Annotated in this window: 16 protein-coding genes and 1 riboswitch; of the genes, 9 read left to right on the top strand and 7 right to left on the bottom strand. The window is 34.6% G+C overall.

The features are described 5' to 3' along the window. Nucleotides 1–43 precede the first annotated feature (43 nt). From BK579_RS21080 to BK579_RS21060, 4 genes are all read left to right on the top strand, one after another. On the top strand, nt 44–748 hold the full coding sequence (locus BK579_RS21080) for an EcsC family protein (RefSeq protein ID WP_078548922.1): 705 nt from the start codon (nt 44–46) through the stop codon (nt 746–748). Between the two features lie 993 nt (nt 749–1,741). Further along, the gene (locus BK579_RS21070; RefSeq protein WP_235848500.1) at nt 1,742–2,440 is read left to right on the top strand and encodes a class I SAM-dependent methyltransferase; all 699 of its coding nucleotides are present in this window, start codon (nt 1,742–1,744) and stop codon (nt 2,438–2,440) included. A gap of 254 nt (nt 2,441–2,694) precedes the next feature. Continuing rightward, nucleotides 2,695–3,246, top strand: a complete 552-nt coding sequence (locus BK579_RS21065; RefSeq protein ID WP_078548916.1) for a GNAT family N-acetyltransferase — start codon at nt 2,695–2,697, stop codon at nt 3,244–3,246. A gap of 103 nt (nt 3,247–3,349) precedes the next feature. Further along, entirely contained in the window at nt 3,350–3,616 is a 267-nt protein-coding gene (locus tag BK579_RS21060) for a hypothetical protein (RefSeq protein WP_078548913.1), read from the top strand. Nucleotides 3,617–3,826: 210 nt separating this feature from the next. On the opposite strand, the gene BK579_RS21055 is transcribed toward BK579_RS21060, so the two are convergent. Next, on the bottom strand, nt 3,827–4,471 hold the full coding sequence (locus BK579_RS21055; RefSeq protein WP_078548910.1) for a YgjV family protein: 645 nt from the start codon (nt 4,469–4,471) through the stop codon (nt 3,827–3,829). A gap of 342 nt (nt 4,472–4,813) precedes the next feature. Between BK579_RS21055 and BK579_RS21050 the strand changes: the two genes are divergently transcribed. Continuing rightward, on the top strand, nt 4,814–5,224 hold the full coding sequence (locus BK579_RS21050) for a hypothetical protein (RefSeq protein ID WP_078548907.1): 411 nt from the start codon (nt 4,814–4,816) through the stop codon (nt 5,222–5,224). Nucleotides 5,225–5,459: 235 nt separating this feature from the next. Here BK579_RS21050 and BK579_RS21045 read toward each other — a convergent pair whose 3' ends face one another. Continuing rightward, nucleotides 5,460–6,614 carry a M20 family metallopeptidase gene (locus BK579_RS21045; RefSeq protein WP_078550745.1) on the bottom strand — a complete coding sequence of 385 codons (1,155 nt, stop codon included), beginning with the start codon at nt 6,612–6,614 and terminating at the stop codon, nt 5,460–5,462. Between the two features lie 955 nt (nt 6,615–7,569). On the opposite strand from BK579_RS21045, the gene BK579_RS21040 reads away from it, so the two are divergent. Further along, complete coding sequence (locus BK579_RS21040; RefSeq protein WP_169891213.1) at nt 7,570–8,238, top strand: phosphatase PAP2 family protein; 669 nt, start codon at nt 7,570–7,572, stop codon at nt 8,236–8,238. Nucleotides 8,239–8,308: 70 nt separating this feature from the next. Here the strand turns inward: BK579_RS21040 and BK579_RS21035 are convergent, their stop codons facing one another. Together BK579_RS21035 and BK579_RS21030 are read right to left on the bottom strand one after the other, a co-directional pair. Next, the gene (locus BK579_RS21035) at nt 8,309–10,429 is read right to left on the bottom strand and encodes a GDYXXLXY domain-containing protein (RefSeq protein ID WP_078548902.1); all 2,121 of its coding nucleotides are present in this window, start codon (nt 10,427–10,429) and stop codon (nt 8,309–8,311) included. Nucleotides 10,430–10,525: 96 nt separating this feature from the next. Beyond that, a complete protein-coding gene (locus tag BK579_RS21030) occupies nt 10,526–11,077 on the bottom strand; it encodes a DUF3231 family protein (protein WP_078548899.1) in 552 nt (183 codons plus the stop codon). A gap of 172 nt (nt 11,078–11,249) precedes the next feature. On the opposite strand from BK579_RS21030, the gene BK579_RS21025 reads away from it, so the two are divergent. After that, a complete protein-coding gene (locus BK579_RS21025) occupies nt 11,250–11,351 on the top strand; it encodes a YjcZ family sporulation protein (RefSeq protein ID WP_078548897.1) in 102 nt (33 codons plus the stop codon). Between the two features lie 46 nt (nt 11,352–11,397). Then, nucleotides 11,398–11,553 (top strand): YjcZ family sporulation protein, encoded by a 156-nt coding sequence (locus BK579_RS21020; RefSeq protein ID WP_078548894.1) that lies wholly within the window; start codon nt 11,398–11,400, stop codon nt 11,551–11,553. Between the two features lie 270 nt (nt 11,554–11,823). Here the strand turns inward: BK579_RS21020 and BK579_RS21015 are convergent, their stop codons facing one another. From BK579_RS21015 to BK579_RS21005, 3 genes are all read right to left on the bottom strand, one after another. After that, nucleotides 11,824–12,042, bottom strand: a complete 219-nt coding sequence (locus tag BK579_RS21015) for a YppG family protein (RefSeq protein WP_078548891.1) — start codon at nt 12,040–12,042, stop codon at nt 11,824–11,826. 215 nt (nt 12,043–12,257) lie between these two features. Then, entirely contained in the window at nt 12,258–12,713 is a 456-nt protein-coding gene (locus tag BK579_RS21010; RefSeq protein WP_078548889.1) for a hypothetical protein, read from the bottom strand. Between the two features lie 12 nt (nt 12,714–12,725). Then, complete coding sequence (locus BK579_RS21005) at nt 12,726–13,490, bottom strand: hypothetical protein (protein WP_078548886.1); 765 nt, start codon at nt 13,488–13,490, stop codon at nt 12,726–12,728. A gap of 155 nt (nt 13,491–13,645) precedes the next feature. Here BK579_RS21005 and BK579_RS25855 point away from each other — a divergent pair, with 155 nt between their 5' ends. Then, a complete protein-coding gene (locus BK579_RS25855) occupies nt 13,646–13,789 on the top strand; it encodes a hypothetical protein (RefSeq protein ID WP_169891212.1) in 144 nt (47 codons plus the stop codon). A gap of 133 nt (nt 13,790–13,922) precedes the next feature. Then, nucleotides 13,923–14,034, top strand: a riboswitch (SAM riboswitch). Nucleotides 14,035–14,084 lie beyond the last annotated feature (50 nt).

The following is a 14,084-nucleotide window of genomic DNA, read 5'->3' as shown; positions in this document are numbered from 1 at the left end:
GGGGTTCCTTTTCTTATACGATCAGAAGCCTGGGGGAAGCAGGATGAGTTATGAAGAACGAATTTATGAGGATTTAAATCAATGGAAAAGAAAAATAACTGGGAAGACCTCTTTTGTTAATAGGTTGTCTAAGAAACTTCAAAATAAAGTGAATGAAAAGATACCTACAAAAGTACATAAGGTCATCACTGAAAGTATAAAGAAGATGGTTGAAGCCACTTTGGTGGGATCGGAATATACGACAAAAGTGAAGGATACTCATTCATTGTCGCTTAAGGAGAAGGATGAAAAAATAATTCAATTAATGAACCAATATAAAAAAACAGCTGCTGTCGAAGGAGCAGGAACAGGGGCTGGTGGAATATTTCTTGGAATGGCTGATTTTCCTCTACTATTATCAATCAAAATGAAATTTTTATTTGAAACTGCGGCTACTTATGGATTTGATACTAAAAAGTATGAGGAACGAATTTTTATCCTATATGTATTTCAGTTAGCTTTCTCAAGTGAAGGACAAAGACCACATCTGTTAGAACAGATTGAGAATTGGGAAGTTGAAAAAGAAAGGCTTCGTGAAGTTGATTGGCAAGTTTTTCAACAAGAGTATCGTGATTATATTGATTTAGTGAAAATGCTTCAGCTCATTCCTGGTTTTGGAGCCATTGTTGGGGCTTATGCTAATTATAATTTAGTGGAGCACTTGGGACAAACAGCAATGAATTGTTATCGGTTAAGGCTTTTAAGTTAAAATGTCTACCCTGAAAAAGAATTTAGCATGGATGTCTATCCTGCAAATACCTAGGTCGGAGAGTTCCAATTCCCATATTAATGCCCAAAACCCAACAAAAGGAATGAAAAGCATTGTTTGATTCCCTTTCACATGCCCAAATCCAACAAAAGGAATGAAAAGCATTGTTTGATTCCCTTACTCATGCCCAAAGCCCAACAAAAGGAATGAAAAGCATTGTTTCATTCCCTTTCACATGCCCAAAGCCTAACAAAGGGAATGAAAAGCATTGTTTGATTCCCTTTCACATGCCCAAAGCCCAACAAAAGGAATGAAAAGCATTGTTTCATTCCCTTTCACATGCCCAAAGCCCAACAAAGGGGAATGAAAAGCATTGTTTGATTCCCTTTCACATGCCCAAAGCCCAACAAAGGGAATGAAAAGCATTGTTTCATTCCCTTTCACATGCCCAAATCCAACAAAAGGAATGAAAAGCATTCGAGACCGAAAGATCAGTAGTTGCCTAGTTGCTCTCCCTCCACACTGAGGGAACAAAACATTTTCATCCTCCATGGTGCGAATATTTAAATTTGCATGGATGGTCTACCCAAAAAATAACTTAGTAATGGAGTTTCATTCGCTGCGAGCAATAGTTTTACGCAATTCCACAGGAGTTAATTGCCTAGAATGACGAAAAATACGGTTGACTACCTAGATATATTCGTAATAAAATTAAGAAAATTTAAAATATTAAAGTGCGTTGCTGTTAAGTATAGGTATTGATTAATTATTTAGTTATCGTCGGTGAAATATTGTCAATAGTACCCGATTTGCCCATAGTTGTTAAGGGCTGAACTGTAAGCCTTAACGGTTGATCCGAAAGTAGTTATGTAAATGAGTCTTTTTGTCTTAAATGGAACAAATCAAAAAAAGTGGTACCACGTATATTAGCCTAGTCTCTAAAAGGACGATAGGCTTTTTTATTTATACTTATATATTTAAGGGGGGAAAGTGGTGGAAACAAATTGGCAAAGACAGGATGTTACACAACATTATTTAGAAAAGGTAAGGGGAGGAATTCCTTTCGGGGCTGAACAAGCAAAGATCATGCTTCAAGTTGTAAATCATTTTATGCCTAATCCTAAAAAAATCATGGATTTAGGTTGTGGAAATGGTTTTTTAGCTGAAATTTTGCTTAAAACATATTCAAATGCTTCTGCAATTTTGCTAGACCATTCTGAACCAATGATTCAAGCAGCTGTTAAATACATGAGTGAGTATAGCAATCGGTGTGAGATTATCTACGGTGATTTTAGCCGCTCTATTAAAGACTTTGCTGAGCCGAATTCCATTGATTGCATTGTATCAGGATTTGCTATACACCATCTGACTCACGATAGGAAACAGGAGCTTTATAAAGATATATATAATCTCTTAGCACCTGGTGGAATTTTCATAAACGTGGAACATACAGCTTCTGCTTCCCCTGAAATTGAAAAATTGTATGATGAACTTTTTATTGAACATCTTTCAATTCATAATAATAGGGATCGACAGGAGGTAGCTAATGACTATTTTAGTCGCCCTGACATGAATGATAATATTCTAGAAAGGGTAGATATCCAGGTTAATTGGCTTAGAGAAATCGGTTTTAAGCATTCGGACTGTTATTTCAAGTGGATGGAACTTGCTGTTTTTGGTGGAGTTAAATAAAAGTCAAAGAATCGCCGAATATCCTTTGTCTTTGGTTGTGAATAGACTAGCTAAACTGGTAGCTTAGTTTAGACTGTTAGGTCGGGTTAATAAAAACTACTTAAACAAGCAACTGGAAAAATGATACAATAAAACCATAAAGAGAAAGGTGTGATAAAGATGAAAAACATACAATTCAACAAGGTGATTGAAAAGTAGATTCTAAATCTTCTTTTCAATTTAGAAAACTAAAAAACTTTGGAAAGAGGACTTATATGTACCAAGATAAAGAATTAGTTATACGTCCCGTTGAGGAACGAGATTTACCAAAACTTTGGGAATTAATTTATAAGGAAGACGCCCCTGAATGGAAAAAATGGGATGCCCCTTATTTTCCTCATAAATCAATGCCCTTTAAAACGTTCATGGAAACTGCACCAACATGGGTAGATAAAGGGAATCGTTGGGTCATTATCTCTAATGAAGTAGTATGTGGTATGGTCTCTTATTATTATGAAGATGAACAATGTAAATGGTTAGAATTAGGAATCGTGATTCACCAAGCTAATAATTGGAATAAAGGAATAGGAACTCGTGCTCTAAGGCTTTGGCTTAATCATATCTTTAATTCGTTGCCACTTGTAAGAGCAGGATTAACCACATGGTCTGGTAATGAAAGAATGATTAAAGTTGCGGAAAAGTTAGGTATGCAAATGGAAGCTCGTATTAGAAAGGTACGGTTTTATGAAGACAACTATTATGATTCCATACGTATGGGAATATTGAGGGAAGAATGGGAAGCTTTAAAACCGGTTGTTAAAAATTAAAGCGAACCAAAAAACAGGAGTTGAGGAATCAACTCTTGTTTATATATATAATGTAAATCTTACATAGTAAGATACTTATAGAATTAGGGTAATATGCAGTGAGGTGTTTTATATAGAATATCCAGCTTTTTTTCAGGATTACAACTTTGCGCTAGCAATTAGAGATATGATTCGAGGAAAATTAAACATAAAAAGTCTATATAACAATCCAAAAGCTTTTAGTGAATTACTTGAAAAGTATATTGTACCTAATCAACTATACTCATGGAAAGAAAGGGTAAAACGGATCTGTAATGAGGATTTTACGTTTTCTTATTTAGCTAAAACATTAAATAATGTAAGTATGGAGGATAACAAAGCTTCTGATTAATGTTTAGTTACTCCTAGATTTGCACGTTTTGCTAGTTTTATAAAAGTAATTAGGTGACTATAAGTTGGCAATAGAAGCATTGTAGACTTTACAACCCATGTTCAGTATAAGAGGTCCTATTTGGCCACAATGCAATAATAAAATAAAAGCGCTTGAAACTCCAAGCGCTTTTCATGCTAATTTTACTACAAATTAACGGGCCATTTTTGACTACTTCGTAATTAATTTTTCAAAGTATTTGCTTCCATTTTCCTCTTTTTCTTTAAAGCCCATTTTTCTCAAATAAACGATATGTTCATCAACTGATGAATAGCTGATTAATCTGTTATAGCCTTTATCTAAGAAGTAATCTTTACTGTCTTCGTATACAAATTCGCCAATCTTAAAATCTCTATACTCTGGAATAACAAAATCAAGTTCTACCTTTAAGGTGTTTTCATCGTGCTTAGAACCTAAAAACACTCCCGCCGGAACCATATTACGCAAAATATAAAAACTGACATCATATGTGTTTGCTTTTATTTTAGAAAGATCTGCAAACTTTTTTAGTCCTTCTTTATAAAAGTTTAGGAAATGGTTTAGATATTCGGAATCGCTTTCAATCGAGAGAATGTTAAAATATTCTTTCTTAGCACTTGCGCTATATATTTTCACAAGATAGTAGATGTTTATAAGGGCTATACCTAAGTTCATTAGCCCAACGGGTAAAGCACCTATTAAAAATCCATATAGGGAAAATAAGCTGGAACCTATTAAATTTATCCATCTTAATTTAATAATTGAACTCATTAATAAAGAGATGAGGACAATAAGGGAAGCTAAATATCCTAACCATTCTAACCAATTAATTTCCATTTTTCATAAAACCCCTTTCAACGATCATAAAAAAACATCCTTACACAAAAAACAGGCATCTACAAATGTGGCCTTTCTTGAATCTCCCCAAAATATGTAGTGGGCAAGAATTTGGCGCTATGTATGTAATAATATTAACACTAATAAAGAATATCACTAATAAGTCTTATGGTGTTAGAGGGTTAATGAATTTTTATTTACAATAATTTCTCATTAGGTATTTTACTTATTAAACTTTACATTAAGGACATATTATATACGAATTATTAAACGAACGGGTATTGTGTAGATGGACGATATTTCCTGTATGTTTGTTGATGATTTTTTTGGAGAGGTGAGGAAATGATTACAGTTAAAAATGCTGAAAGTTATCTTAAGAGTAAAATTGGTGAAAATGCTGAGGATTTAAAATATGTATGGAACACTTTTAAGGCTTTTTCAAAAGAGAAAGTTGAAGGGGAAGAAGACAAGGAAATTCTATTTCAATGTGGTGTTTATGACTTTACTGGAGAGGAATTATTTTATTTTGATTTTGTACGTCAGTTTACAGCATATGAAGATAATGATTACTCTCACATGGAACAACTTCACTGTGAATTCTTATTTAAAGCAATAGATGAGTTAAAAAAATTAGAGGTATCAGAATGGTCAATGGATTATGATAATATCGATGAATTTTTTATACATGTAGAAAGTCTTCAGGAGTTTAAATTACCATTGAGGTTACAATCGATAAAATCACAAATATATTAAGAAGAAATCTAAGCTAGCGCTCCGCTCAAATATGTTGGTATATGGCTTCTTTAACTATCTTTCTCTTCATGTGTCTAGGCGAATACTGATTTAAGTGAATTTTGTGGAGTTAACTAACTGATTTTATGATGCCTAAATAGTACAGAGAGGGACGCTTTTACTAATTAGGCTTAATTCTGTAAAAAAAATGCCCTTCAATTAACCATGAAGGACAAAGAGATGAATTAGTATGTTTTTATTTTGCTAAAGATGATTCTTTTTCACTTTTGATGTAATGGAGTACTGCAGAGCCTAATGTTTTAGATGCCACTAGCATTGCTTTTTCATTAAAATCAAATTTTGGATGGTGGTGTGGGTATGGATTATCAACACCTTCAGGCTTTGCACCAGTAAAGAAAAATGTGCCTTTTACATGTTGTAAGTAATAAGCAAAATCTTCTCCCCCCATTTGTGGATCAGATTCCTCTATTAAAGTAACACCAGGTACTTTTTCAGCTACCTCAGTTAAAAATAAAGTTTCATCCTTATGGTTTACTACGGCAGGATACCCGCGAGTAAATGTAAATGTATATTCTGAATCAGAAGTAATACATGTTCCTTTTACAACTCTCTCCATTTCGACCTCAATCTGTGTACGAACATCTTCATCAAAGCTACGGACAGTTCCACCTAGTCTTGCTGAATCAGCAATTACATTAAATGCATTATCAGCAATAAATGAGCCAACTGAAAGAACCGCCGATTTTGTCGGATCTACCTTTCGGCTAACGATTTGTTGTAGATTCATCACTAATTGTGATGCCGTAACGACTGCATCCTTCGTTTTGTGGGGCTGAGCACCGTGGCCACCTGAGCCTTGTATTGAGATATCAAAACGGTCTGCTGCTGCCATTATTGGTCCAACACGGTATTGAATAACTCCTGTAGGAGCACTTGCCCATAAATGTGTACCAAAAATGACATCAACACCATCTAAACATCCATCTTCAATCATTGAAATGGCTCCACCCGGACCATATTCTTCGGCATGTTGATGTATTAGCACTACAGTACCTTCTAGCTCATTCTTCATTTCGTTAAGAACCTTTCCAAGAACAAGTAATGAAGCTGTATGACCATCATGGCCACAAGCGTGCATCACCCCAGGAACTTTTGACTTATATTCAACCTCTTTTTCATCTGTAATAGGAAGTGCATCAAAGTCAGCTCGCAATGCAACTGTTGGTCCTGGTTTGCTGCCAACTACCTTAGCAACTACCCCATTTCCTCCTACGTTTGTACGAACTTCAATGCCTAACTCTTTATAAAAGTTTGCGATAAAGGCGGCTGTTTCATATTCTTGAAAGGAAAGCTCGGGATGCTGATGTAAATACCGTCTAATTGACACCATTTCTTCATAATAATTTTCAAGAGATTCATATAAATCGATTAGCAAGTGAGAGATCCCCCTTATTATCTTATAATTTTTATAATTTTTAATTATAGCACGATTTTAACAATTAATAACCATAATGTTATATTACAATCTAAAAAACGTATAATTTTAAATTTAGTAGATGTATTAGTCGTAAATAATTTGATAATATAGTAGAGTATTTATACTTTGTTCGTCTTTTCAGTTGAAGAGTTCAAGAAATTTTCAGGGTAGACATCCATGCTAATTAAAATTAGCACCATGGAGTATGAAAATAGTGCATTCACCTAATGTGGAATGAGCGGAGAGCCACTTGACTCCTGCGGGATCCAGTGGTCTCGTGAGACCCCGCAGGAGCCCGCCCCTGGCGACGAGGAGTCACGGACCACCCCGCGGAAAGCAAGTGGATCGCAGTTCATGGAACTCTACATCATTATGTATTTTCAGGGTAGACATCCATGCTAAATAAGTATTTCGCACCATGGTGAATGAAAATGTTACCTCCTCAGTGTGGAATGAGCGGAGAGCCACTTGACTCCTGCGGGATCGAGTGGTCTCGTGAGACCCCACAGGAGCCCGCCCCTGGCGACGAGGCTCACGGACCACCCCGCGGAAAGCAAGTGGATCGCAGCTCATGGAACTCTACATCATTATGTATTTTCAGGGTAGACATCTATGCTAATTAAAATTAGCACCATGGAGGATGAAAAATTATACTTAGCTTGGTGTCTAGTTTCAGGCGCTATCGGCTCGGGGTCATAAGTCAATCCGGCAAGAAGGTTAAAAAGCAACCTTCTAGCCGACTCGTCTTATGCCTGTCGCCGATGAACGAGCGCCTTCAGCATTTCTTTTTTCAGGGTAGACATTTTAGTAATGGAAGTTATTTCTTTAGAGTAGTTAAAAAAGCTAAATGAAGCAAAGGAGATATGTAATGGAGATTAAAACTAATCCCAAAAAAGAAGTAAACAAACTATTTTTTATAATTATAGGACTAACTGTTTTTGTAGCTGGATATACCATGTTTTTTCTTAATGAATTAAACAGTGGAGAAGTGATTTTTGTTGATAAAACGATAGGTGCTTTATTATCTGATATTGAGATAAACCTTGTTATAAGCTTTTTTACGATTTTTACAGATTTAGGATCTAAGTGGGGAGTCATCTCTGTATTAGTTATTTCACTTTTCATTATTTGGTGGAGATACCGAGATTATCTTGCGATGGGGATTCTGGTAATAGCTGCAGGTGGTGGCGATCAATTAAATAAATGGTTAAAAGCAATGGTTGCAAGAGATCGACCAATAATTGATCCTGGTATTTTTGCCGAAGGTTATAGTTTTCCAAGCGGACACGCGATGGTCGGGATTATGTTCTTTGGATTTCTTACATACTACATGATAATCAAGTCACAAAGCACGTTCTTAAAAAAGTTGGTTGGCTGGATAATGGGGATTATTATTTTCTTAATAGGAATTAGTCGTATCGTATTAAATGCCCATTATCCTACAGATGTTTTTGGTGGATTTGCTATTGGACTAATAATGTTACTGATTACAGTCGGGATCTATGAAGAAGTAAATAAAAAGCTACAAAAGAAATGAAACGTGAAAGAGGACGACTAAGGAACACTTGGTCGTCCTCTTTTTTTACTATTTTAAACCTTAATATTTATTAATAGATAGACTGCAAAATAGCATCTCCTTTTTTGGATACAGCTACCTTCGCAAACTCTACTGTTCTTTCAATCTCTAACCCTGTTCCTTCTTTTACAAAATAACTTTCAATTCCAAAGATAATCGTATCATAACCATTATAGTTTCCTGCCAAAAGAACTTCATTTTCTTCTAGAGGGTAATCTTTAGGATTTATTTTGGTTGTTATTAATTTCGTCCTTTGATAAATCCCTTTATTATCCTCTTTAAGAATCACGTATACACGAGTTCCAGAAGGGAGCTCTTCTATATTATCTATTCCTCCAACCTCGTATCCAAGCTGAACATAATCTCCTTGTAAAAGTGAACGCGGGTCAACAGGTGCTAGTTTTAAGGTGATTTCTTTTCCATTCTTCAATAAAAGTTCATTAGATGTTACTTGGTATCCTAGGACACTTACTTGAATTATAATAATGACCAAAACAGGTACCCATTTTCTTTGACCAAGTGTAATCCCTTTATCAGTGTGACGGGAGTGATCTATGATGAGTGTCACTATAAAAAGTATTGCTCCAATAACAAAGAAGGACAGTGATTTATGGACAAGTGACCAAACAAAATCATAGTACGTAAAGATTATAAATACGAACCAAAAAATAGTGGTTAATTTCATATAAAAATGCTGTTCCTTCTTTGCAAATAAAACAATTAAGAAGGATGTGACTAAAAAGAATAATAGGTTATAGATGATTTCGAATGAAATCTCATGTTGTATGATTGGAAGTACGAGCAAAAAAGCTAGGAAATAAAAATATCCAACCTTACTGATAGCGTCTATTTTAGAGAATATAAAGGCAATGAATAGATTCATGAAGGCAAAAACGATCAATATCCAATCAATATTTTCCGAATAATTAACAGTATCAAGAATCAGAGAAAGGCAGGATCCTAAAGCCGTTGAATAACTAATAATACGAACAACACCATCTTTAATTATGATGGTTACAACAACACTGACTATTATAAATAAAATTGTAATTGCTGTTGAAAGTAGAAAAGCTTCTGCTAAGCCTGAAAAAAACCCAATGAAAAGGATTGTATGTCGTGCTGTGGAATCCAGTTTTTTAAATAATACCCCCATCGTGATGAACAGAAAACTTACAAAAACTAATGAGTATTCACTTGATGTAAAAATAAATAAAAGTCCACCAAAGCTAGCGACAAACATGGCTGAACCGAAAAGAGTGACTATCACGATCAAAATCCTTCTTAAAGCGATATTAAGGGAGGGTGTTGCAGTATTTGATGTGATTTTACGAGCTAAGAAAACTCCACCAATTATTAAAGAAATTGAAATGATTACTCCAATGAATTGAATGGCTAAGAAATCAAGATCTAATAAGAAAGGGAGTTCAATTAACTTTGCAAAGATATAGATACTACCCATAATAAACAAAATAATTGTTATCCCGCGATCATGATAAGACTTAGTAAAATAATAGGTTAGTAAAATGAAAACGATATAGATTAAATTTGTCCAACCACTCAAGGGACTATACAATTCAAAAAAACTGATGCCTATCAAAAGAAGGTGTGTAGCAATAAAACTAAGATAACGAATCATTTTTGATTGAATTCTTCTGTTAATTATGAACATAAATATACTAAAGTTGATAAAAGCTAATATGAAGAAGATTGACCATTGCTCTTTATCAGACCGAACAATAACGTAGGAAGATGGATTAAGATAAAACCAATAACTAAGATGAAATAATATATAACTTAGTATCCAAAACGGAACATACTTGGTTATGATGGCGAATGCAAGTGTCGGGAGGAACCAAATCACAAATAACATATAGCTATCTGCATGTGAATTGTAGATTTGACCTACTAATGCAACACTAACTCCGAATGTAATTGCGCCGCCAACTAAAAACCATCTATACAAGAACGTTTGGTGTGCTAGCAGCTTTGATGTCAAGAATGCGCAAAAATAAATTAAAAGCATGGAGCTTACAGCTAAACCTAATTGTTCAAATCTTGAAAAAACTTCCCAATTTGCTGCAAAAAAATAAATGATGCTAGTTATGATTAATATGATTCCACCAAGATACCCTAAAGGTATTATTTTCTTCAAAAGTGATCCCCCCCTGTTAAAACTAAGATATTTATATATATGTAGAAAGTTCTAGAAACAGAGGGGAAAAACCTTTTATTCGAAACTTTTCATTGCTTACCCGTTAGTGGGCATACCGGGTGGATAATAGTAAGGAGGTACCTTGATCCATCCTCTTTCTCGCATCAGTGTTTTCAAAGATACACCAAAAACAAGTTTATCACTCATAAATTCAATCCACATTGTTCCAACATCGTTTCGTATGGATTGAGAAGCGCTTGTTGCGCAATGAATAATCGCTGTTGCAGTTTTAATTGATACGCCGTTAGCAATTTCATTATCAGTTAGTTTTGCCCCTAATGGAACATCGTTTGGATCTGAGTCTGGTCTTGGTTCAGATACAGAAGGTAAATGAACACCTTCATTTTTCATAAAATTACGTAGCTTTTGTGATTGTTTATCACATTGCTTCAAACTTTCGATCAACACTTTTCTTAATACATCGTCATTAGTCATATTCAACCCAGCCTGCATAAAAATACTTGCTTCATCCATCAAAGCCACATACATCCAACAACTCGTAACCTCACCAACATGTAATGGGGACTTGGGTTCATTATCAACTTCCAGTTTTAAAGTGTTAAGTAAGCTCTCTAGAATATTTATCATAAATTCGCCTCCAGATTTGAATGGTTATATTATTCCCTTTGACTTTATGCCTATACAAATTACCTTTTTTCAGATAGGTATTCGCCCAAAATTAAGAAGATGGGGATTTGCCCATATCGAAATCGGTACATTCAACATACATTGAAGTAAACACATATGGAGGTGTTAAGAAATGGGTGCAGCTGCAGGTTATGGCGGAGGATTTGCTTTAGTTGTAGTATTGTTTATTCTCCTAATTATTATTGGTGCTTCATACGTTGGTTACGGATACTAAAAATTAAAACCACGAATAGAACTTTTATAAGCTAGGAGGGAAATTCATGGGCTTTGGATACGGATATGGTGCAGGTTATGGATATGGCTACGGTGCACCAGTTGCTCCAACTACTGGTTATGGCTGGGGAGCTGGAAGAGGATTTGCTTTAATCGTAGTACTATTCATTCTCCTAATTATTGTAGGAGCAGCTTGGTGCTAATTGAAAAATGAGAAATGGGAAGGGTTGCAATAGGAGCAACCCTTTTTCCTATGTTGCTTGTCCAAAATAAGTTTTATTATCATTTTTTTTGCACACTACTTTTACTTTTAAACATTCTATGAGCAACAATCTTTAAGCAAGGCTATAAAAAGTTAGGCAGATTGAAATGCTGAATAACAAGACTGGTAATTTTAGTGGATTACTAGTTGTGATATAAATTAAAGCGAGCATCTCAATTGCCTATTGGCTAAAGAAGAGCAGTTCTTAAAGTTAAAATTTTTTCATAAACCCATTGAATTGTTTAATTATAGGACTTACCTGCCCAACTAGTTTATTCATTTGACCGATTGAACCATTAATTTTATCAAAGTCCCAATGTCCGTCAGGTGTTTTAAAATAATCAACAAATGGCTTTTGCTGTTGATTAGGTCCCTGATTTGGTGGTGTAAAAGGCGGTCTTGGGGGTCCAAAACGATTTGGTGGAAACATTTATTCTCCTCCTTTCCTCCTTGTAATTCAATGGAGTTTAATAGCTCCTTACTATAAATTACGTATCAATCAAACAATTTGTATAAGACAAGTACCTAATAAAACGAGCATTTTTTAATTTGATTTTGGCTGTTTCTTTTTAAACGAAGCAATATATTGTTATCTAATTTTTACTTAGTCAATTAGTAACGATCTTTCAGAACAAGAGACTTATTTTAGTGATCTTTTAAGATAGATAAACCAAGTGCATTATGCTCCCATAAAAGATTTTCAATTTTATCTTTATTTTCCTTTTCAGTTCTAATCATTATAATGACTTCTGATGTGATACGATGTGATTTAGTTTTTCTCGATTTTATAAGACTGTATTTAATCAGAAAACCTAAAAGGATACCAGACACGGCACCGATAATTCCCCAAATGATTGGCCCCCAAGTTAATACATATCCATAGATGGCCCCAAGAAGCATAAAGCAAGTTCCGAGGATGGCTGCTAAATCGAACATACTAAATCCATCTGCTTGATGAATAGAGTCGAATAGAGGTCGTGGTGTATCTCTTTGATCTAAGGTGGCAGCAAATATGTGTTCTTTATTAATTTCATGTTTCTGGAGGGCTGAAATCGCCATTTCTACCATAATACTTTTTTCAAAAGAAGCAATGATTAACACAAAAATCCCTCATTATATAGGAAATTTAAATTTGGATGACTGAAATTTCGTTCTAAGATACTTAGTCATCTCTTTTTCAAATAATTTATTGTACTCGACAGCGGATATATACGCATCATAGATGATAAATATATAGATAGAGGGAAGGTATAATGTCCATTGCATGTCAAGTGTACTTGTAGCTTTTGCGAATTCACCAACCATCGTATATTTGATTGCAAGTGGTATATGTGAAAAATACATAATAGCAATGGAATAACCAAAGATGAAAAAACCAGTGATTACTTTATGTACATATAAATGCCCTAATCCAGGAATTAAGATTGACCACGCAGCAGCTACACCTGGACTTCGTTTGTCTAAAAAATTAATATCCCAAGGTGTAATAATCATTGGTGTAATCGGTGCATCTTCGTTGTCTGCTAGTATGTATAGTTTGTTCAAGTCAACTGTGGATCGATAGGTATCCCATATGGAAAACATATAAATTCCTACATATAAAATTAACCAACGCTCATTTACGACGTCTTTAGCTTGACTAAAATCACCTAATAAAGAATACATTATTGCAAGATTAAGATTGGCCATTTGATTAATAAAAATTTCCCATCCTATAAGAACAAATGCTTTCGCATAACGATGCAACATTAAATTACCAAAACCAGGATATGAAAAAGAAAAAAATGCAACCACAAAGGGATTTCTTAAATGTAGCTGTGTTGTTGAAAATTGGGATATATAGGCTTTAGGTCGTCTAACAGAAGAGTAATCAATCATTTTAGTTCCCTCTTTTGGTTGTTTTTACATGATTTTAGTTTTTACATAATTTTTTAAAATATGTAGTGTTAGTAGCTGTTTCTTAAAAGGATATAATTACATTGAGATTTTCTATGATTCATTAGGGAAACTATTTCTCAAAGGAGGGATAGTTCATGTCATCAACATGTTTTTATTGTGACTATGATGTTAATGAAGGAGAACTACATCATGTTACATTTCATACTAAAAATGAAGAACAGGAAGAGACATTATGTCGTGGTTGTTATTCAGAATGGCTTCAAGGAATTAAAGGGTAAAACCCGATTATTTACCTATCCAGTCGTTTCGAAAAGGAATATATTCGAAAGGCTGGCTACACAATACATAACTGTTGACAATTTTGACGCTGTGACTTACTATCACTTTAATAGGATAAATTATATAGTGCATTTCTTATCAAGAGAGGTGGAGGGATTAGGCCCTTTGAAACCTCGGCAGCGGGTTCTTATAGAATACTGTGCCAATTCCAACAAACAAGACCAATTTGTTTGATAGATAAGAAGAGATAAAACGTAAAACGAACTCTCTTCTTAGGAAGGGAGTTTTTTGTTG

The sequence above is a fragment of the Litchfieldia alkalitelluris genome (genome assembly GCF_002019645.1).
GTDB lineage: Bacteria > Bacillota > Bacilli > Bacillales > Bacillaceae_L > Litchfieldia > Litchfieldia alkalitelluris.
Note: the sequence above shows the minus strand (reverse complement) of the source record. Positions and strands in the feature narration are given on the sequence as shown.